Origin of the sequence: Marinobacterium sp. xm-m-312 (genome assembly GCF_013283295.1) — a bacterium.
In the GTDB taxonomy this organism is placed as follows: Bacteria; Pseudomonadota; Gammaproteobacteria; order Pseudomonadales; family Balneatricaceae; genus Marinobacterium_E.
This window is the reverse complement of the sequence record NZ_WBYS01000002.1, coordinates 143757-164377: the sequence shown is the minus strand read 5'-3', so window position 1 is coordinate 164377 and position 20621 is coordinate 143757. Positions and strand designations below refer to the sequence as shown.

Sequence of the window (20621 nt, the reverse complement as noted above, 5' to 3'; positions counted from 1 at the left end):
TAACGGTTAATGGTGCTAGTTTATCACCCCTTTGAATAAGGCCCAAAAGCTGATTTGATTCAATTGTTTGTGTTATGATGTGGACTTTATTTTTGCACCGGGTGGCGGTGCGAACAGAAGACTAAAAGGAACGCCAGATAATGGGTGACCTAACCAAAGAAGTTCTTCCGGTAAATATCGAAGACGAACTGAAGCAGTCCTACCTAGATTACGCAATGAGCGTGATCGTCGGCCGTGCACTACCTGATGCGCGTGACGGCCTAAAACCGGTTCACCGTCGTGTGCTGTTTGCGATGAATGAGCTGGGTAATGATTGGAATAAACCCTACAAAAAATCCGCTCGTGTGGTTGGTGATGTAATCGGTAAATACCACCCTCACGGCGACAGTGCGGTTTACGATACGATCGTTCGTATGGCGCAAGACTTCTCTATGCGCTACATGCTGGTAGACGGTCAGGGTAACTTTGGTTCGGTGGACGGTGACTCTGCTGCGGCAATGCGTTACACCGAAATTCGAATGAAGAAGATCTCTCACGAGCTTCTTTCGGATCTGGATAAAGAGACGGTCGATTACGTCGATAACTACGACGGTACCGAAAAGATTCCAGCGGTCCTTCCGACTCGTGTGCCTAACCTGTTGGTCAATGGTTCAGCGGGTATTGCGGTAGGTATGGCGACGAACATTCCGCCCCACAACTTAGGTGAGGTGGTTCGAGGCTGTTTGGCACTGATCGAGAACTCGGATATTACTATCGATGAACTGCTTGAGTTTATCCCAGGTCCAGACTTCCCGACGGGCGGTATTATCAATGGCCGTGCAGGTATTTTGCAGGCCTACCGAACAGGTCGTGGCCGTATCTATGTTCGTGCAAAACACCACGTTGAGGAGCACCCGAAAAACGGTCGTCCTATGCTGGTTATCACCGAGATTCCTTACCAGCTCAACAAAGCGCGCTTGATCGAAAAGATCGCTGAGCTGGTCAAAGAGAAAAAGATCGAAGGTATCAGCGAACTTCGCGATGAGTCAGACAAAGATGGTATGCGTATCGTTATTGAGTTGCGTCGTGGTGAAGTGCCTGATGTCATCATCAATAACCTATTTGCGCAGACACAGCTGCAGAGCGTGTTTGGTATTAACATGGTGGCGTTGGTTGATGGTCAACCGCGTCTATTGGATCTGAAAACGGCGCTTGAGTGTTTCGTTCGTCACCGTCGCGAAGTTGTCACACGTCGTACGGTTTACCTACTGCGTAAAGCGCGAGAGCGTGGCCACATCTTGGAAGGTTTGGCGATCGCATTGGCAAACATTGATCCTGTCATTGAACTGATTAAGAAATCCCCAACCCCTGCGGAGGCAAAAGAGGCGCTGATTGCGACCGCTTGGGCGCCTGGTCAAGTGTTGGATATGCTAGAGCGTGCAGGTGAAGATGCCTGTCGTCCAGAAGGTTTGGAAGCTCAGTTCGGCCTGCGTGACAACAGCTACTACCTATCGCCAGCTCAAGCGCAAGCGATTCTCGAATTGCGACTACACCGTCTAACCGGTCTAGAGCACGAAAAGCTGATTGAAGAGTACCGCGATCTTATCGAGCGTATTGCAGAGCTTTTAGAGATTCTTGGCTCACACGTTCGTTTGATGGAAGTGATTACTGAAGAGTTGAACGAGCTGGTTGCAGAGTACGCAGATGAGCGTCGCACTGAGATCACTGCGTCTATGCAGGATCTAACCATTGCTGATCTGATCACCGAAGAGGAGATGGTTGTCACTATCTCGCACGGTGGTTATGCGAAGACACAGCCGCTTGAGGCCTACCAAGCACAACGTCGCGGCGGTAAAGGTAAGTCTGCGACAGCAATGAAAGATGAAGATTTTGTCGAGCATCTGCTGGTGACTAACAGTCACGATACGATCCTGTGTTTCACCAACTTCGGTAAGGTCTACTGGCTGCGCGTGTTTGAGATCCCTCAGGCAAGCCGTACCGCTCGTGGTCGACCTATGGTCAATATTCTGCCGTTGGCAGAGGGTGAGCGCATCAGCACGATTCTTCCTGTTAAAGAGTTTGATGATGAGCGTTGCGTATTCATGGCGACAGCCAATGGTACCGTGAAGAAGACCCGTCTATCGGCCTTCTCTCGCCCACGCAGTACAGGTCTGATTGCATTGGATATCGTTGAAGGTGACCGCCTAATCGGTGCATCACTGACAAACGGTAGCGACGATGTGATGCTGGTGACCTCTGCGGGTAAAGCGATTCGCTTCAATGAAACAGATGTTCGTGAGATGGGTCGTACCGCTCGCGGTGTGCGTGGCGTTAAGTTGGATGATGTCGCTAAAGTGATCTCATTGATGGTGCCTAAGGAGGGTGGTCAGGTGCTGACTGCTTCTGAGAAAGGCTATGGTAAGAAGACAGCGATCACAGAGTTCCCAATTCGTGGTCGTGGCGGTATGGGTGTCATTGCTATGCAGTGCACCGATCGTAACGGTGCGTTGGCCGGTGCTGTCCAGGTATTTGATGGAGATGACATCATGCTGATCAGTGATCTTGGCACCATGGTTCGTACCCGTACTTCTGAGATCTCCTCACTCGGTCGAAATACCCAGGGTGTCCGACTCATTCGCGTAGCGGATGATGAGACTCTGATCGGTATCGCTCGAATCGAAGAGCCGGAAGAGGATGAAGATGCGACTGATGCAGCTGGAGAGGGTAACTCAACAGAAACTAATGCATCAGAAGAGAGTCAAGTTGCACAAGAGGAGTCTGATGATTCCGACGGCAGCGAAGAAGAGTAATTGAGGCTCGGAACCCCTATTAAATGAATCGTCTATTTAATTTCAGCGCTGGCCCTGCAGCGCTGCCAACGGAAGTACTAGAAATCGCCCAATCTGAAATGTTGGATTGGCATGGCAAAGGCCTCTCTATTATGGAGATGAGCCACCGTAGCGCTGAGTTTGTTAGCGTTGCTGAAGGGGCTGAACAGGATTTGCGTGATCTGATGAACATCAGTGACGACTACGCTGTCATGTTCCTTCAAGGGGGCGCGACCAGTCAGTTTGGTATGGTGCCGATGAATCTGTCACAAGGTGGCAAGGTCTCGTACATCAACACGGGTGTTTGGTCGAAAAAAGCGATCAAAGAGGCAAAGCGTTTTGCGGATGTCTCTATCGCTGCCTCAACTGAGTCATCAAACTTTTGTGAAGCGCCGCTGCAGTCTGATCTCTCTATTGATTCGACGGCTAACTACCTTCACTACACCACCAATGAAACCATTGGCGGCGTTCAGTTTGATTACATTCCAGACGCGGGTGACGTGCCGCTTGTGGCTGATATGTCTTCGGACATACTCTCTGCGCCTGTTGATGTCTCACGCTTTGGTTTGATCTATGCGGGTGCTCAGAAGAATATCGGACCTGCCGGCTTAACGGTTGTGATCGCGCGTAAAGATCTATTAGGCAATCCCTTAAGTACAGCGCCGACTATGTACGACTATGCGGTTCACGCTGCTGAAGGGTCGATGCACAATACGCCGCCGACACTGGCCTGGTATCTGTCAGGTTTAGTATTTCAGTGGATTAAGCGCCAGGGTGGTTTGTCTGCAATGGCGGAATTGAATCATCGCAAAGCGTCTAAACTCTATGCTGCGATTGATGCAAGTGACTTTTTTGCCAACCCAGTTGCTGTGCGAAACCGTTCGATCATGAACGTTCCGTTCACACTGGCGGATTCTGCTCTGGATAAAGCCTTCCTGGCCGAATCTGAAGAGGCAGGGTTGTTGAATCTTAAGGGGCATCGTTCTGTCGGTGGTATGCGTGCAAGCATCTACAATGCTGTGCCCGAAGCAGCGGTTGATGCACTGATCGATTTTATGGCTGATTTCGAAAAGCGCCGAGGCTAACAATGGATCAGCAGAATCTCTACCAGGGGCTGACTCAAGATGAGGCGCTGACACAGGTGCGTGATGAGATCGATCAGATTGATCAAGAGATTCATGCTCTGTTGAACAAGCGTGCTGAGTGTGCCCAAAGAGTGGCTGATATTAAGCATAACTTTGGTGCGAATTCGCCGGTTTTTTATCGACCTGAGCGAGAAGCGCAGGTGCTTCGTAAAGCGATGCAGCGCAATCAGGGACCACTTCCTGATCAGGAGATTGCACGTCTGTTCAGGGAGGTGATGTCGGTCTGTCTGGCGCATGAGCACCGTATGAATGTTGGGTTTGTTTCAACCTCTGAATTAGATACTGAGCAAGCTGCTCTGAAACAATTTGGTCACTCGGTTGAGCCTATTGCATTCGCTAGTGCATCGGAAACCTTGCTGAGCTTAGCGCAGGGAGCGTTGCACTACGCGGTTCTTTCAGTAAATAGATTGCCTGAGGTCTTGTCGTTATTGGTGACTCATCAGTTAAACGTTGTTGGTGAGGTAACTCTCCATGGTGATGAGGCCTTTTTAGTGTTAGGGCATCAAGAGGTTTCGGCATCGGGCGATGATAAAACAGCATTGATTGTTGAGAGTGCCGAATCAGTGGTTACTGATTCGAAGCGAAATATCACTGATGGGTCCCTAACCTACATGGAGCTTGATGGCGCTAGGTCGATTGAACAGCTTCAATCCATGCTGGGGCCAGAACTTAACTTTCACTACCTGGGACTCTTTCCCAAAGCGGTTTTTTAGGAACTAAAATCGTGCCTGTAGATCAAAAAACTTTAGCAGTATCGGGTGTTCAACAGTTAACACCTTACCAACCTGGTAAGCCCATCGAAGAGCTTGAGCGTGAGCTGGGGATTACTGAGTCAATTAAACTGGCCAGTAATGAAAACCCGTTGGGCCCAAGCTCTATCGCACTTAAAGCAGCTATTGATAGTCTACAAGATGCAACGCTCTACCCTGATGCGTCGGGAACAGAGCTAAAACGCACCTTGAAGGCTCATTATGGGCTAGCAGAGGATCGTTTAACCCTGGGTAATGGATCTAATGATCTACTAGAGCTGATCGCAAGAGTATTTGTTCGCCCTGACGATGAAGTGATCTACTCGGAGTACGCTTTTATTGTCTATCCGCTGGTGACACAGGCCTGTTGTGCCGTTTCCGTGGTTACCCCAGCCAAAAAGTATGGTCACGATCTAGACGCTATGGCTAATGCCATTACTGACAAGACGCGTCTTATCTTCTTAGCCAATCCCAATAACCCAACCGGCACGGTCTTCTCTGAAGACCAGTTTCGCGCGTTCATGGCTCGTGTGCCTGAGCAGGTTATAGTGGTTTTGGATGAGGCTTACACCGAATATTTAACGGCCGAACGTATGCCGAACGGACTGTTGCTAGCTGATGAGTTCGATAATTTAATCGTAACTCGAACTTTTTCCAAAGCCTGGGGCTTAGCAGGGCTTCGTTGTGGTTTTGCTTATGCTTCAGTCGCCGTTACCGATCTGTTAAACCGTGTTCGTCAGCCATTTAATGTCAGTATTGCGGCATTGGCAGCAGCTCAAGCGGTTCTTTCGGATTCTGAATACCTGAAGAGAAGCCAAGAGGTAAATCAGCAGGGCCTTAAACAGATATCCGAAGGGCTCGCTGAATTGGGTGTCAGCTATGTTCCTAGTCAGGGCAACTTTGTCTTGATCGATTTGCAGCAGCCTGCCATGCCGATCTACCAATCCATGTTATTGGAGGGTGTCATTACGCGCCCAGTTGGCAATTACGGACTCCCTAATCATCTTCGGGTCAGTATCGGTCTTGAGCACGAAAACGCTCGCTTCTTGAAAGCCCTAGCTGAGGCGCTTGCTTAATGTCGTTTAAAGCTGAGCGCCTATTAGTCATTGGACTGGGTCTGATCGGCGGCTCTTTTGCGCGTGCTGCAAAAGAGTTGGTTAGCGTTCAGCATGTGATCGGTTTCGATCTCAATCAAGAGGAGTGCGACCTAGCGTTGGCTCTCAATGTGGTTGATAGCATCGCAACGGATCTTGAATCAGCGGTAAAACAGTCTGATCTCATTCTATTGGCCGTTCCAGTCAAAGCGATAGAGAAGGTGATGCTGCAGATCGCTCCTTGGCTAAAGCCTGAGGCGATCTTAACCGACGTTGGCAGTACAAAGCTGAATATTCTTGAAGCGGCTAAAGCTATTTGGCCTGAGGGTCTGCCAACAGGATTTATACCTGGCCACCCGATAGCGGGCGCAGAGAAAAGTGGTGTATCGGCATCGCAAACGGATCTTTTCAATCATAAAAAAGTGATCTTAACGCCTCCTGAGGGAGCCTCTAGCGAAGCGACGCTAACTCTGGCCCGAGTCTGGCAGGCAATTGGTGCTGAAGTGGTTCAAATGGAGCCTAAGCGTCATGATCAGGTCTTAGCGGCGACCAGCCATTTACCTCATCTCTTAGCTTTTTCACTCGCAGATACCTTAGCAGCAGAAGCTGAGAGTACCGATATCTTTCGTTATGCGGCCGGTGGCTTTAGAGACTTTACCCGAATTGCAGCCAGTGATCCGACCATGTGGCATGACGTCTGTTTCGCCAACCGTGAGCAGTTGCTAGAGCAGATAGATCGCTTTATGACGGGTGTGCAAGATCTAAGAGCTGCTGTTGATCAGGGTGACAGTCTACGCTTATTGGGCATTTTTACCCGTGCTAAAGCCTCCCGTGAACATTTCTCTTTGGTATTAGAGCGTGCTGGCTATGCTGAGCTCAGAGGTGATGCCATTGATACGCTGGTCTCATCTCCCACGGCTAAGTTGAGCGGTGAGTTACGAGTGCCCGGCGATCGTTCAATCTCGCAACGCGCCATTATGTTGGCAGCGATTGCCGAGGGTGTCTCCGAGATCGAGGGGTTAATTGAGAGTGAAGATACTCTAGCAACGATTCAGATCTTCCGTGATTTGGGCGTGGTTATCGAAGGTCCACACCAAGGTAGAGTAAGAGTGTTTGGTGTGGGTCTAAATGGACTGCAAGCGCCGTCAGCGCCTCTCTATTTTGGTAGCTCAATGACCTCGTTAAGAATGTTGTTAGGTCTACTCTCTGCTCAAGACTTCGATGTGAGGTTAACGGGCAGTGAGCAGTTATCCAAGATCTCGCTGCAAGAGATTATCGATCCACTGACACAGATGGGTGCCTCCATCGACAGTAATACAGGCTCGCTGCCAATCACTATTAAGGGTGGTCAGCGCTTTAAATCGATTACTTATGCGCCAAGTCATGCCAGTGCTCAGATTAAAGGTGCATTATTGTTGGCGGCCATCAGTGCGGGTGTTGAATTAGAGGTTTATGAGCCGAATACGACGCGTGATCACACTGAACGTCTCCTAGATGCCTTTGGTGTTCAATTGGTGAGAGAGGGGCGTCGACTGTTTATCGAGTCGGGCGTTTCGCTAAAAGCCTGTTCGGTTCAGGTACCAGCGGATCTGAGTTTCGCCTTCGCCTTCGCGGTGGGTGCTCTTTTACAACAAGAGTCGAGTCTGGTTATTGAAAATGTCAGTGCGAATCCCACTCGACTTCACTCTTTGCGTCTACTTGAACGCATGGGTGCGCACATTGCGCTGAATAACAATCGTCATGCGGGCGGTGAGCCGGTCGCTGATTTAGAGGTAAAAGCCTCGTTGTTATCAGGTATCGAGTGCCTCTCATCTGAGTTGGCCTCGGTTGGGGATGATCTCCCTCTACTGCTGTTAGCGATGGCGTCTGCTCAGAGTGATTCGACTATATTAGGTATCGATCGAATTCCAGAACGACAGAGAGCCCTATTCAAGACGACAGTGGATGAGTTAAGTAAAGCGGGTGCCGACATCAGTATGTCACATACTGATGTCACTATTTCGCCGGTTTCAGATTGGCGTCCCTGTGAGTTGGAAGCTGCAGAGCACCCAGCACTTGCACTCGCTCTACTGATGTTAAGTTTACGTTTTGATCGTTCCATCCGAATTAACGGATGTCGAGCAATCAGTACCGCCTTTCCTGAACTGATTGATCAGGCGCGAAGGGTCGGTATTAAATTGATTGAGGAGTAGTGGATGGATCCACTCAATAATGAAAATTCATGCCCTATCATTACCGTTGATGGGCCAAGTGGTTCAGGTAAAGGTACGATCTGTCGATTGCTGTCGCAGGAGCTTGGTTGGAGCTTGTTGGATAGCGGGGCTTTGTATCGCCTGACGGCTTTGGCTGCGAACCATCATGGTGTTGATCTTAGTGATGTAGAGGCACTGCAGGTGTTGGCTGAGCATCTCGATGTGCGCTTTGTTGCCTCTGAACAGGGCGATGAGGTGACTATTTTACTTGAAGGTGAAGAGGTCACTCATGCTATTCGTGCGGAGCAGATAGGTAACGATGCCTCTAAAGTGGCCGCTATTACTGAAGTGCGCTCTGCACTGTTGAAACGTCAACGCGATTTTGCTCAATCCCCCGGCTTGGTGGCCGATGGACGTGATATGGGAACCGTTGTATTTCCTCAGGCACCGTTGAAGATCTACTTGGATGCCTCCGCAGAGGTTCGCGCGGATCGTCGTTATAAGCAGTTGATAGATAAGGGGCTGAGTGCTAGCCTTGAAACTATATTAGAAGATATTCGTGCGCGAGATGATCGTGACATGAACCGTTCGGTTGCGCCACTTCGCCCAGCCGATGATGCCGTGATTCTCGATAGTACATCTATGTCTATCGATGAAGTTATGAAAACTGTGCTAGAACAAGCACGCCACAAAGGGTTGCGTTAGCACTCCGTAAACTGAGGCTTAGACCATGAGCGAAAGCTTTGCAGATCTGTTTGAAGAGAGTCTTGAACAGGTCAATATGACACCAGGTTCCATCATTACTGGAACCGTAGTAGGTATTGAAAATGACTTTGTTGTTGTAACAGCGGGTCTTAAGTCAGATGGGGTTATTCCCATCGATCAGTTTAAAAACGGTGCAGGTGAGCTTGAAGTCGCTGTTGGTGATGAAGTGCAAGTGGCGCTTGAATCCCTAGAAGATGGCTTCGGTGAAACCAAACTTTCGCGTGAACGTGCCAAGCGTGCAGAAGCATGGGCTGTTCTTGCAAAAGCGTATGAAGCTGGCGAGACGGTTACTGGTCGCATCAGTGGTCGTGTCCGTGGCGGCCTAACGGTTATGGTTAACGGCATCAACGCCTTCCTACCGGGTTCTTTGGTAGATACTCGCCCACTGCGCGATACCAGCCATCTTGATGATCAAGATCTAGAGCTTAAAATTGTTAAACTCGATGAGAAGAGCAACAACATTGTTGTGTCACGCCGTGCGATTCTAGAAGAGGCCAACAGCGAAGAGCGCGAGAAGCTGCTTGAGCAGATGGAAGAGGGCGCAACGCTTAAAGGTATTGTTAAGAACCTTACTGATTACGGCGCGTTCATTGACCTTGGCGGTATCGATGGTCTTCTTCACATTACCGATATCTCTTGGAAACGTATCAAACACCCAAGTGAAATGCTTAATGTTGGTGATGAGATCGACGTTAAGGTTCTTCGCTACGATCAAGAGCGTAAGCGCGTATCCCTAGGTATGAAGCAGTTGGCTGCAGATCCTTGGACTACGGCTATCGAAAACTATGCTGTGGGTCAGCGCGTTACTGCTAAGGTGACTAAGCTTGCTGACTATGGCTGTTTTGCACAGATCGGTGAGGGCGTGGAGGGTCTAGTTCACGTCTCAGAGATGGATTGGACTAACCGCAATATCCACCCATCTAAAGTTGTTCAGGTTGGCGATGAGGTTGAAGTTCAGATTCTCGATATCGACCAACAGCGCCGCCGTATCTCTCTAGGTATTAAACAGTGCCGCGAAAATCCTTGGAATGCCTTTGCATCGTCAACGAACAAGGGTGACAAAGTTTCTGGTACTGTCCGCTCAATCACTGACTTCGGTATCTTCATCGGCTTAGATGGTGGTGTAGACGGTCTAGTTCACCTGTCTGACATCTCTTGGGATGAGTCTGGCGAAGAGGCCGTTAAACGTTTCAATAAAGGCGATACGGTTGAAGCGGTTATCCAGCAAGTGGATGCAGAGCGTGAACGTATCTCTCTGAGCATTAAAGCACTTGCCTCTGATCCATTTAGCAGCTTTGCTGAAGCGAACGGTAAGGGCTCTAAAGTTACCGGTACGGTTGTAGCAGTGGATGCTCGTCAAGCTGAAATTGAAGTGGCTGAAGGTCTAAACGCTATTTTGAAAGTGGCTGAGTTTGCCCGTGAACGAACTGAAGATCTATCTGCAGAGCTCTCTGTGGGTGATAGTGTTGAAGCGATTGTGATCAATGTTGATCGTCGTAATCGTTCTATCTTCTTGTCAGTTAAAGCGATTGAAGCCAAAGAGCAGCAAGAAGCACTTAAAGCGGTTCAGTCTGCTCCAAAAGATATGGATGTAGGCGCAACGACGATTGGTGATCTCATCAAAGAGCAGATGGGTAAGAAAGAGTGATAGAAAACAGGGTGAGCTTATTACCCTGTTTTCAGTATCGATAGGAAGTGGGTATGACTAAGTCTGAGCTGATCGAACGCCTAATAGACAAACATCCGGAACTCTCTGTGAAAGATGTCGAGTTGGCAGTGAAAATCATGTTAACTCAAATGGCTGATACCTTAGCCGATGGCGAGCGTATTGAGATTCGCGGATTCGGAAGCTTCTCACTTCACTATCGTGCCCCCCGCGTCGGTCGCAACCCAAAAACGGGTGAATCCGTTTCTCTGCCGGCCAAGCATGTACCACACTTTAAGCCTGGCAAAGAGCTGCGCGAGCAAGTGAATGCAAGCTTGAAAGATGAGTATTAAGTTTGAGAGCGATTAAACTTCTTATCACGTCAGCGATTGCTCTGTTGGTTCTTTTAACGGGCATTGTTCTCACCATTCATAATACAACACCGGTCATCATTGATTTGGTCTGGGTGAAGCTACCCGAAGCAAGCCTATCGATCTGGTTGATCATCTCAATGGTTGTCGGCCTGTTAGTCGGTATTCTATTGACCAGTGCACGAGTGCTGACACTGCGTGCTAAATTGCTCAATTCGGCTCGTAAGTTGCGTAATGCTGAGCAACAGATTGAGACGTTGAATCGTGAGGTTCAACGAGGCGCAGAATGAGTGCCAACTCCCCCTACCTAATTTTTCTCTTTCTACTGATTGCCGTTGCCATAGGTTGGTACCTGGGTAATCGACGCCTGAAAAGAAAAGATCGTCGCAATCAAGCACTACCACCAGCCTATCTGTCAGGTCTTGATCACCTCATTGATAACCGAACGGAAGAGGCGATCGAATCGTTCATTCATGCCCTTGAGGTTAACTCTGACAATTTGCCGGCACACATTGCGTTGGCCAAGCTGCTGAGGCGTAAAGGCGATATCGATCGTGCCGTTCAAATTCATGAGCGCATGTTAAAGCGTAAAGATCTCTCAGTTTATGATCGTCAGCGTGTGAAATTGGCCTTAGCACGAGACTTTTTTGCTCTAGGCTTGCTAGATCGTGCAGAAGACGCTGCTGCACCTCTAGCCAAACAGACCGACTATCCAGAATTAAGATATCGCGCCATCGTTCTGCTAATCCGTCTCTATGAGCAAGAGGGTGAGTGGCATCGGGCGCTGCAAAGTGCTGATATTTTGCCAAAGAAAAACCGTATAGAGCTTGTTAATGAGCTCTCACACTATCACTGTGAGCTTGCCCAAAATCACATCTCTAATGGTGAATTAGACCCTGCACTTAAAGAGTTAGAGTTTGCGTTGTCTACCGATGCAAAGTGTGTTCGAGCCAATCTCATCTCAGCTCGAGTATTCATGTTGAAGTCGCAATGGCGTTCGGCGATTAGAGCCTTGCAAAGCATTGCCGATCAAGACCCACTGTTTATACCAGAAACACTCAATCCACTCAGGCGATGTTTTGACGCTTTAGGTGATGAGCTTGGTTTGAGCCAGTATCTAAATGACTTAATGAAGCAGTACCCCTCAACCAGCGTGATGCTTGCCTTGGCTGAGTTGAAAAGAGATAGGGAAGGGGTTTTTGCTGCGGGCCTATTTATCACTGAGGCGTTGAAGAGTCGCCCATCAGTAAAAGGTTTTAACCGCCTAATTGATATGCATATTGAGCATGGCTCATCCAGTGCACGAGAGAGTCTGTTGAATTTGCGGTCGTTGACGCAGCAGCTCGAGATGTCAAAACCGGTCTACCGCTGTGGTCATTGTGGTTATGCAGCACGCAGTTTAGTTTGGCAGTGTCCAAGTTGTAAGCGATGGGGTAGTATCCGCCCAATCCAAGGTTTAGAAGGTGAATAGAGTGTCCATTGAAGATAACAAACGCGTTATTGTTGCCCTAGATTATCCAGAAGCTGATAGCGCCATTGCGATGGCTAAGCAGTTAGATCCTGAGGTCTCTCGTGTCAAAGTGGGTAAGGAGCTATTTACTCGTTGTGGGCCTGATGTGGTTGAACGTCTGCACGCTCTCGGTTTTGAAGTCTTCTTGGATCTTAAGTTTCATGACATCCCCAATACCGTTGCAAAAGCCTGTGGTGTTGCAGCCGAGCTGGGGGTCTGGATGGTTAATGTCCATGCCAGTGGCGGCCGTCGAATGATGGAAGCGGCTCGTGAAGAGGTTGAGAAGCGTAGCCAGGGGCCGCAACGTACCTCCTTGATTGCGGTGACCGTGCTAACGAGTATGGAGCGCAGCGATCTGGCCGAGATGGGTTTGGATATCGATCCCATTGATCAGGTTAAGCGCTTAGCCACATTGACAGAGAGTTCAGGACTTGATGGCGTGGTCTGTTCAGCACAAGAGGCGGCTGCAATCAGAGCTCAAGCCTCCGATCAGTTCCAGCTTGTGACTCCGGGTATTCGCCCAGCGGGTTCTGTAGTCGGTGATCAGCGTCGCATCATGACACCTGCTGAAGCAATCGCTGCAGGTAGCACCTATTTGGTGGTTGGGCGTCCAATAACCGGTGCAGAAGATCCTAAAGCCGCGGCCATTGCGGTGCAGTCAGAAGTAGATTTGGCTTTAGGTTCAAGGTAAACATTTTGAGGTGTCTGGCCTTTAGCCTGACACCACTTTCAAATGACACGCATTACTGGATAACCGCTGTTAAAGTGGTGTCAGGCTGAAGCCAGACACCTTACTGCGAAAAAATATAAATATTTTTTGGTGTTTTTTGATCCATGGTCTAGTGTGAATAGTGAGAGTAAGGATTGCTCTCATTTCAAATAAGACATGGAGGTTCACTATGAACATCAAATCTCTCTCTACACGAGTTCTAGCACCACTCTTCTTTACACTGTTTTCATCGACTGCGATGGCAGGTTATCCGGTTAACATTAATTCAGCAGATGCCGTTGAGCTGGCGGATGCTTTGGATGGGATTGGCCAATCTAAAGCTGAAGCGATTGTTGCTTACCGTGATGCGAATGGTCCGTTTAACTCTGTTGAAGCGCTCACAGCAGTTCGTGGAATAGGTGTCGCCACCGTTGAGAAAAATGTGGAATACATTCTTCTTGAACCGGCTAAACCTATGAGTGAATAACGAATAGTGCTTAGGAGGCTCCAGAGGGGCCTCCTAAACCTGATTAAAGTACGAAGAAGAGTGTGAGAGGAATGAATGCCAGGCTGGCTAAATTTCCGATCAGTACAATAGAAGCAACCGTCTCAGGTTGCTGATTGTAGCGCTCAGCAAACATATAGTTCAGAACCGCCGGTGGCAGTACGCTAAATAACACAATGTAGGCGGTGAACTCTTTAGAGAGACCCATAATCCAAGCAAAGGGTATCGCGAATACTAGGCTGCTCAATGGTGAAAAGATGGCTCCATAGACACCGATCTTCCACTGGCTTAGATCGACACTGATCATCCTTACCCCTAATGCAAACAGCATCAATGGAATCGATATCTGGCCCAACATATCGATGGGTGTAGCCAGCCATGTAGGCAATGGCAATTTGAATAGCGCCCAAGCTAATCCAGCAAAGGTTGATAAGATAATCGGATTCTTAAAAAGCCCTGTGAGTTTGGCGTTCTCATCAACAATATGAATGCCCAGACTGAAGTGCAACAGGTTGCTCACTAAGAACATCACCACAAAAGCGGCAAGGCCGGCATCCCCAAAAGCCAGAAGTGCTAGAGGCAGACCTAGGTTGCCACAGTTGTTGAACATCATTGGCGGAACAAAGGTTTTAGAAGAGATGCCCAGAAGCTTCGCAACCGGTTTCATCACTATTCCTGCACCTAGCACCATGACGATCGACCCTAACGCTAGATCTAAGTGTGCGTACAGATCAAAACTCTTTCCAGCCATAACACTGAATATAAGCGCCGGCAAAAAGATATCCATGTTGATGCGGTTTGCGACTTGTAAGTCGGGATTTGCCTTTCTTGCGTAAAGGTAGCCAGCAGTGACTATGGCAATGATTGGAAATACGGTTGAGAAGACCCGCTCAAGCAGTAATAAAAGATCGGCGCTGGTTGTCATTGAGAGTCCTGACATCAAAAAAATAAGTATGGCAAAGGATACTCCAAATAGACTCAATTTTTCATATAACAAAACGTTACTATTGAATTAAATTGGTTATTTATTTCGCATATGCGTAAAAACTTTCAATTATCCGTAGCAAAAAGAGGGTGTTGTCGTAATAGTGCTACACTTGTCGCTAAAATCTGAAATATCTCTGGACTAAAGTCGAGTGCCTGTGTAGTGTTTTTACATAAATCAAAGCTAGACGCAGATTGACTGCGCTTCAAACGATCAACCAGGTACCTTTTTTACAAGGTCCAAGCGTCAACGGAAATGGCGCAAAAGGGAGAGTACTGTGAACGAAATCATTGAAGATATCGACCCAATTGAAACGGATGAGTGGCTTCAGGCATTAGAGTCAGTTGCGCAACATGAAGGCAGCGATCGAGCGTCTTACCTTCTTAGAAAATTGGGTGCCAAAGCGGCTGAGTTAGGTGTTGAAAACTGTTCAGAGTTGAGCACACCCTATAAAAACACTATAGCGCCACAGAACGAAGCGCCTCTTCCTGGTGATCTATTTATGGAGCGCCGCATCCGTTCCTTCATCCGCTGGAACGCGATGGCGATGGTGATGCGAGCGAATGACAACGATGAGGGACTTGGCGGTCACATCTCTTCATTTTCATCTTCAGCAACACTTTATGATATCGGTTTTAACCACTTCTTCCGTGGTAACGAAGGCGAGCAAGATGCTGATATGGTCTTCTTCCAAGGCCACATCTCACCAGGCATCTATGCACGTGCTTACCTTGAAGGCCGTCTGACTGAAGAGCAGTTAGACAACTTCCGTCGTGAAGTTGATGGTAATGGTCTATCGTCTTACCCACACCCTTGGTTGATGCCTGATTTCTGGCAGTTCCCAACCGTCTCTATGGGTCTAGGTCCAATCCAAGCCATTTACCAGGCACACGTGATGCGTTACATGTCTGCACGTGATTTGGTTAAACGTGGTGATCGTAAAGTTTGGGCATTCCTAGGTGATGGTGAGTGTGATGAACCAGAATCCTTGGGTGCTATCTCACTGGCTGGTCGCGAGCAGTTAGAGAACCTTATCTTCGTTGTTAACTGTAACTTGCAGCGTTTGGATGGTCCGGTTCGTGGTAACGGTAAGATCGTTCAAGAGCTAGAGAGTGTCTTCCGCGGTGCGGGTTGGAACGTCATCAAGTGTCTATGGGGTCGTCACTGGGATCCGCTGTTTGAGCGCGATAAGACGGGTCTACTGCAGAAGCGTATGGACGAAGTGGTCGACGGCGAACTTCAGAACATGAAGGCGAACGGCGGTGCTTACACACGCGAGCACTTCTTTGGTAAATACCCTGAGCTTCTTGAGCTGGTTAAGGATATGTCTGATGACGATATCATGAACCTTAACCGTGGCGGTCATGACCCATACAAAGTGTACGCTGCCTACAAGGCTGCGGTTGAGCACAAAGGTCAGCCAACGGTTATCTTGGCTCAAACTGTAAAAGGTTACGGTACTGGTAAATCGGGTGAAGCGAAAAACGATACTCACTCGATGAAGAAAGTGGCACTGGATGATCTTAAAGATTTCCGTGATCGCTTTAATATTCCAGTTGAAGATGATCAGCTAAAAGAGCTGCCATACTACCGCCCAAGTCCAGATTCACCTGAGATGAAGTACATGTTGGGTGCGCGTAAGAAACTTGGTGGTTTCTACCCAATTCGTCGTACTGAGTTTGAACAGCTTGAAGTGCCTGCTCTGGATACCTTCGCAGGTCAGCTTAAATCGAGTGGCGAACGTTCGCTATCAACACAGATGGCATTTAACCGTGTGCTAAGTTCTATCGTTAAAGATAAGAATCTTGGTGAGCGAGTCGTGCCGATCGTCCCTGATGAAGCACGTACCTTTGGTATGGAAGGTATGTTCCGTCAGTTGGGCATCTACACCTCTGAAGGTCAGAAGTACGTACCGCATGACCATGACCAGATCATGTTCTACAAAGAGAGCAAGTCAGGTCAGATCCTTGAAGAGGGTATCAACGAGTCGGGTGCATTCTCTGCATGGCTGGCTTGTGCAACAGCTTACTCGAATAGTAACTGTACGCTGATTCCGTTCTACATCTTCTACTCAATGTTCGGTTTCCAACGTGTTATGGATCTAACTTGGGCGGCGGGTGACTCACAAGCGCGCGGTTTCTTGATTGGTGCAACCTCAGGTCGTACGACGTTAAATGGTGAAGGTTTGCAACACCAGGACGGTCATTCACACCTGATGGCGCAGATGATTCCAAACTGTATCTCTTACGACCCAACTTACGGCTATGAAGTTGCGGTGATTGTGCAAGACGGCATGCGTCGTTTGTATCAAGAGCAAGAGAATAAGTTCTACTACATCACTACCCTTAATGAGAACTACCAGCATCCTGAGATGCCTGTCGGAGCTGAAGAGGGTATTGTTAAGGGTATCTACCTGCTTGAAGAGGGTAAGAAAGCTGATCTTCGTGTTCAGCTGTTCGGTTGTGGTTCAATCCTTCGTGAAGTGCGCGAAGGTGCCACCATCCTTCGTGAGGAGTTTGGTGTTGAGGCCGATGTCTGGAGCACAACATCGATCAACGAACTGACTCGCGATGCGATGGAAGTGAATCGCTGGAACATGCTTCACCCAGAAGAGCAACCACGTGAGTCCTTCCTAGAGCAATCTTTGAAAGGTCACGAGGGTCCTGTTATCGCTTCTACAGATTACATGCGTATGTATGCTGATCAGCTGCGTGAGTACATTCCACGTCGCTACAAAGTACTGGGTACTGATGGTTTCGGTCGTTCAGATACACGCAGCAAACTGCGTAGCTTCTTCGAAGTTAACCGTTACTACGTCGCTGTAGCAGCGCTTAAAGCACTTCAGGAAGAGGGCAAAATCGAAGCTTCAGTTGTCGCTAGCGCGATTCAGAAGTTCAACATCAACCCGGATAAACCAGCACCTTGGACGGTTTAAGTCGATTGAGAACTTTGAAGAATTCGTAAGGAGATAACTGTGAGTACTATTACTGTAAACATTCCAGATCTCAGCGGCGCAACTGACGTTGATGTGATTGAAGTACTTGTGGCTGCTGGGGATGTGGTCGCTGAGGGCGATAGCCTGATTACACTAGAGACCGATAAAGCCTCTATGGAAGTGCCTTCACCGCAAGCAGGTAAGATTGTGTCGATGGCAATTTCAGAAGGCGACACGGTCAATGAGGGCGATCTGTTAATGGAAATTGAGATTGCCTCTTCTGAGTCTGCACCGGCTGAAGCAGCCGTTGCTGAGCCAGAATCGGTTGAGCCTGTCTCTGCGCCTGTAGAGTCGGCTGCTCCAGTGGCGGCTGCGTCGACTATCGAACAGGTTCTAATTCCAGACCTGAGCGGTGCATCTGATGTGGATGTAATCGAGGTGTTGGTCGCTGTCGGTGATGCGGTGTCTGAAGGTGATAGCCTAATCACTCTAGAGACAGACAAGGCTTCTATGGAAGTTCCCTCTCCAGCATCGGGTGTCGTTAAAGCGCTAACGATTGCCGAGGGTGACAAGGTCAATGAAGGCGATCTACTGATCGAGCTTGAAGTAGCCGGTGCAGCTGCGCCAGTATCAGCACCTGTTGAAGCTTCACCTGCTGCGGCACCTGCTGAAGTGTCAGCGCCTGTTGCAGCGGCACCGACAGGCGGCGTTGAGTCTGTATTAATCCCAGATCTAAGTGGTGCATCGGATGTCGATGTGATCGAGGTGTTGGTCAAAGAGGGTGATAGTGTCGCTGAAGGCGATAGCCTGATTACGCTTGAGACCGACAAAGCGTCAATGGAAGTTCCGTCACCAGCGGCTGGTGTCATTAAATCGATGAAGATCAGCGAAGGCGATAAAGTTAACGAAGGTGATCTTCTATTAGAGCTTGAGGTGGTAGGCACTGCTCCTGCAGCAGCTCCTGTTTCTGCACCTGCACCTGCACCAGCGGCTTCAGCGCCTGCTCCAGCGCAGTCAGCAGCACCTGAGAAACCAGCTCCAGTTGCATCAACAACGGATTTAGTGGATCTAGAGAAGCGTAATCGCTCAGTTCATGCTGGTCCTGCCGTTCGCGCCATTGCGCGTGAGTATGGTGTGGATCTCTCCAAAGTAACGGGTTCTGGCCGCAAGGGTCGTATTGTTAAGCAGGATGTTCAAGCCTACGTTAAAGGTGCGCTACAGAAGTTGGATTCAGCTCCTGCTACCGCGGTGACTGGTGGAAGTGGTATACCTGCAATTCCTGCGGTAGATCACAGTAAGTTTGGTGAGATCGAGAAAGTTAAGCTAAGCAAGATCGATAAGATCACCCGTGACAATATGTCTCGCTGCTGGTTGAACATCCCTCATGTGACTCAGTTTGATGATGCTGACATTACCGAACTTGAAGCCTTCCGTAAGGAGATGAAGGATGAAGCGGCTAAGCAGGGTGTGAAACTGACACCACTTCCTTTCTTGATCAAAGCGGCTGCGATTGCACTAACGCGTCATCAGAAGTTTAACGCTTCTCTGGATGCGGATGGTGAGCACATTGTCTACAAGAAGTTTGTAAACATTGGTATTGCGGTTGATACCCCTAACGGTCTGATGGTTCCTGTTATCAAGGATGCAGACAAGAAGAGTATCTACGAGCTCTCTAATGAAGCGATTGAGCTGGCGGGTAAAGCGAAGGAGCGTAAGCTCAAGCCAAATGAGATGCAGGGAGCGTGTTTCACAATCTCTAGTCTTGGTGGTATCGGCGGTACAGGTTTCACCCCTATCGTGAATGCGCCTGAAGTAGCTATCCTGGGTGTCTCTAAAGCGGATATCAAGCCGCGTTGGAATGGTAAGGAGTTTGAGCCTCGCTTGATGCTGCCACTCTGCCTGTCGTATGACCACCGTGCGATCAACGGCGGCGATGCGGGTCGATTCCTAACAGATCTTAACGGATTGCTAAGCGATATTCGTCGTTTGGTTTTGTAAGTTAAGAGAACTCACTTATAAAAGCCCTGCACTGCAGGGTTTTTTTGTTTCAAACTCTCTGTTTTTTACAAAGTAAAATGTATTTTGTTATTCGGAATTAGCGATCGTGATACGCTTTAAATTTGGAGGTGCATTATGATTCAAGGGTTTTTAATACTGCTGGCATTTCAGCTGTTGGGTGAGTCGCTGGTTGTTGTATTGGGGTTGCCGCTACCGGGTCCTGTCATCGGTTTGGTTCTGCTGTTGTTTGGTCTGTTAGGGCTCGGCCGTATTCCAGATTCACTTAAAATCACCAGCGATGGATTGCTATCGAATTTAGCGCTTCTGTTCATACCTGCAGGTGTGGGATTGGTGCTGCACTTTGATCTACTGGCCAGCGAGTGGTGGATCATTATATTGGCTCTATTGATATCGACCATTCTGGCGACAATTGTGACGGCGGCTCTGTTTCAGTGGTTAATGAAGCGGGTAGGGGGTGAGAAGTGATTATAGGAACCGACTTTTGGGTCTACTTTGCTGCCCGACCTCTGATATGGATTGTGTTGACCTTGGCTGTGTTTACCTTGGCGAATTTGCTCTATCAACGTGCAGATCGTTCGCCCATCTTACATCCTGTCTTGATCAGCATGGTTGTCCTGATTCTTATGTTGTTGGTGACCGGAACGCCTTATGAGACCTATTTCTCAGGTGCTCAGTTTATTCACTTCCTACTCGGGCCTGCGACGGTGGCGCTGGCAGTACCGATGTTCCAATATTTTGATGAGATTCGTAGGCTCTGGTTGCCGATATTAGTCTCCAGTGCAGTGGGTGCACTGGTGGCCTCACTCTCTGCAGTTGGTGTGACTTGGCTATTTGATGCTCGATTTGAAACCATGATGTCAGTAGCACCGAAGTCAGTTACCTCGCCTATCGCTTTGGGTATTGCGGAGAAGATTGGAGGGTTACCCTCCTTGGCCGCTGCTTTGGTGTTAGTGACCGGGGTGATGGGTAGTATTTTGGTGCCGATCATTCTTAAGCGAATGCGAGTTGAGGATCAGGCTGTTCGAGGCTTCGTATTGGGTTTGACCTCCCATGGTTTTGGCACGGCCGTAGCGTTGGAGGTGGGTGCAGTAGCCGGTGCTTTTGCTGGCTTGGCGATGGGATTGACCGGTCTATTAACAGCCTTCCTACTACCAATTGTTATCGGCTGAATTTGAAATAGAGAGGCAACA

Annotated in this window: 17 protein-coding genes; 16 read left to right on the top strand and 1 reads right to left on the bottom strand. The window is 48.7% G+C overall.

Translation table 11 applies throughout. From position 1 onward, the window contains the following. Positions 1-140: 140 nt before the first annotated feature. The 12 genes from gyrA to XMM312_RS03355 all read left to right on the top strand — a co-directional run bounded on the left by gyrA (position 141) and on the right by XMM312_RS03355 (position 13474). Positions 141-2789, top strand: coding sequence for a DNA gyrase subunit A (gene gyrA, locus XMM312_RS03410; RefSeq protein WP_173488707.1), 2649 nt, complete (start codon positions 141-143; stop codon positions 2787-2789). Positions 2790-2812: 23 nt separating this feature from the next. Then, positions 2813-3892, top strand: coding sequence for a 3-phosphoserine/phosphohydroxythreonine transaminase (gene serC / locus XMM312_RS03405; protein ID WP_173481317.1), 1080 nt, complete (start codon positions 2813-2815; stop codon positions 3890-3892). A gap of 2 nt (positions 3893-3894) precedes the next feature. After that, positions 3895-4665: a chorismate mutase gene (gene pheA, locus XMM312_RS03400; RefSeq protein ID WP_173488706.1), complete on the top strand. Its 771-nt coding sequence runs from the start codon at positions 3895-3897 to the stop codon at positions 4663-4665. A gap of 11 nt (positions 4666-4676) precedes the next feature. Continuing rightward, the gene (gene hisC, locus XMM312_RS03395; RefSeq protein WP_173488705.1) at positions 4677-5777 is read left to right on the top strand and encodes a histidinol-phosphate transaminase; all 1101 of its coding nucleotides are present in this window, start codon (positions 4677-4679) and stop codon (positions 5775-5777) included. Further along, positions 5777-7987, top strand: a complete 2211-nt coding sequence (locus tag XMM312_RS03390) for a prephenate dehydrogenase/arogenate dehydrogenase family protein (RefSeq protein ID WP_173481314.1) — start codon at positions 5777-5779, stop codon at positions 7985-7987. Before hisC ends, XMM312_RS03390 begins: the two co-directional genes overlap by 1 nt. Before the next feature lie 3 nt (positions 7988-7990). Continuing rightward, the gene (gene cmk / locus XMM312_RS03385; RefSeq protein WP_173481313.1) at positions 7991-8692 is read left to right on the top strand and encodes a (d)CMP kinase; all 702 of its coding nucleotides are present in this window, start codon (positions 7991-7993) and stop codon (positions 8690-8692) included. 25 nt (positions 8693-8717) lie between these two features. Then, positions 8718-10400: a 30S ribosomal protein S1 gene (rpsA, locus tag XMM312_RS03380; protein ID WP_173481312.1), complete on the top strand. Its 1683-nt coding sequence runs from the start codon at positions 8718-8720 to the stop codon at positions 10398-10400. A gap of 53 nt (positions 10401-10453) precedes the next feature. Further along, positions 10454-10750 (top strand): integration host factor subunit beta, encoded by a 297-nt coding sequence (locus XMM312_RS03375; protein WP_173481311.1) that lies wholly within the window; start codon positions 10454-10456, stop codon positions 10748-10750. A gap of 2 nt (positions 10751-10752) precedes the next feature. Further along, positions 10753-11058, top strand: a complete 306-nt coding sequence (locus XMM312_RS03370) for a LapA family protein (protein WP_173488704.1) — start codon at positions 10753-10755, stop codon at positions 11056-11058. Continuing rightward, positions 11055-12239, top strand: coding sequence for a lipopolysaccharide assembly protein LapB (lapB, locus tag XMM312_RS03365; protein WP_173481309.1), 1185 nt, complete (start codon positions 11055-11057; stop codon positions 12237-12239). The genes XMM312_RS03370 and lapB overlap by 4 nt, the downstream gene beginning before the upstream one ends. 1 nt (position 12240) lies before the next feature. Continuing rightward, positions 12241-12969, top strand: a complete 729-nt coding sequence (gene pyrF, locus XMM312_RS03360; protein ID WP_173481308.1) for an orotidine-5'-phosphate decarboxylase — start codon at positions 12241-12243, stop codon at positions 12967-12969. Positions 12970-13177: 208 nt separating this feature from the next. Next, on the top strand, positions 13178-13474 hold the full coding sequence (locus XMM312_RS03355; RefSeq protein ID WP_173481307.1) for a ComEA family DNA-binding protein: 297 nt from the start codon (positions 13178-13180) through the stop codon (positions 13472-13474). A 43-nt stretch (positions 13475-13517) separates the two neighbouring features. Here the strand turns inward: XMM312_RS03355 and XMM312_RS03350 are convergent, their stop codons facing one another. Beyond that, on the bottom strand, positions 13518-14417 hold the full coding sequence (locus XMM312_RS03350; protein WP_173483077.1) for an AEC family transporter: 900 nt from the start codon (positions 14415-14417) through the stop codon (positions 13518-13520). A gap of 337 nt (positions 14418-14754) precedes the next feature. Here XMM312_RS03350 and aceE point away from each other — a divergent pair, with 337 nt between their 5' ends. The 4 genes from aceE to XMM312_RS03330 all read left to right on the top strand — a co-directional run bounded on the left by aceE (position 14755) and on the right by XMM312_RS03330 (position 20600). Next, positions 14755-17412 carry a pyruvate dehydrogenase (acetyl-transferring), homodimeric type gene (aceE, locus tag XMM312_RS03345; RefSeq protein ID WP_371731528.1) on the top strand — a complete coding sequence of 886 codons (2658 nt, stop codon included), beginning with the start codon at positions 14755-14757 and terminating at the stop codon, positions 17410-17412. Between the two features lie 39 nt (positions 17413-17451). After that, positions 17452-19410, top strand: coding sequence for a dihydrolipoyllysine-residue acetyltransferase (gene aceF, locus XMM312_RS03340; protein ID WP_173484329.1), 1959 nt, complete (start codon positions 17452-17454; stop codon positions 19408-19410). A 135-nt stretch (positions 19411-19545) separates the two neighbouring features. Then, positions 19546-19896, top strand: a complete 351-nt coding sequence (locus XMM312_RS03335; protein WP_173488703.1) for a CidA/LrgA family protein — start codon at positions 19546-19548, stop codon at positions 19894-19896. Continuing rightward, complete coding sequence (locus XMM312_RS03330; protein ID WP_173484331.1) at positions 19893-20600, top strand: LrgB family protein; 708 nt, start codon at positions 19893-19895, stop codon at positions 20598-20600. Before XMM312_RS03335 ends, XMM312_RS03330 begins: the two co-directional genes overlap by 4 nt. The last annotated feature ends 21 nt before the right edge of the window (positions 20601-20621 follow it).

Coding starts and splice junctions, on each gene's coding strand:
- XMM312_RS03350 (WP_173483077.1), bottom strand. CDS start 14,417: ATGACAACCAGCGCCGATCTTTTATTACTGCTTGAGCGGGTCTTCTCA.
- lapB (WP_173481309.1), top strand. CDS start 11,055: ATGAGTGCCAACTCCCCCTACCTAATTTTTCTCTTTCTACTGATTGCC.
- pheA (WP_173488706.1), top strand. CDS start 3,895: ATGGATCAGCAGAATCTCTACCAGGGGCTGACTCAAGATGAGGCGCTG.
- rpsA (WP_173481312.1), top strand. CDS start 8,718: ATGAGCGAAAGCTTTGCAGATCTGTTTGAAGAGAGTCTTGAACAGGTC.
- serC (WP_173481317.1), top strand. CDS start 2,813: ATGAATCGTCTATTTAATTTCAGCGCTGGCCCTGCAGCGCTGCCAACG.
- XMM312_RS03375 (WP_173481311.1), top strand. CDS start 10,454: ATGACTAAGTCTGAGCTGATCGAACGCCTAATAGACAAACATCCGGAA.
- XMM312_RS03335 (WP_173488703.1), top strand. CDS start 19,546: ATGATTCAAGGGTTTTTAATACTGCTGGCATTTCAGCTGTTGGGTGAG.
- XMM312_RS03390 (WP_173481314.1), top strand. CDS start 5,777: ATGTCGTTTAAAGCTGAGCGCCTATTAGTCATTGGACTGGGTCTGATC.
- XMM312_RS03355 (WP_173481307.1), top strand. CDS start 13,178: ATGAACATCAAATCTCTCTCTACACGAGTTCTAGCACCACTCTTCTTT.
- gyrA (WP_173488707.1), top strand. CDS start 141: ATGGGTGACCTAACCAAAGAAGTTCTTCCGGTAAATATCGAAGACGAA.
- cmk (WP_173481313.1), top strand. CDS start 7,991: ATGGATCCACTCAATAATGAAAATTCATGCCCTATCATTACCGTTGAT.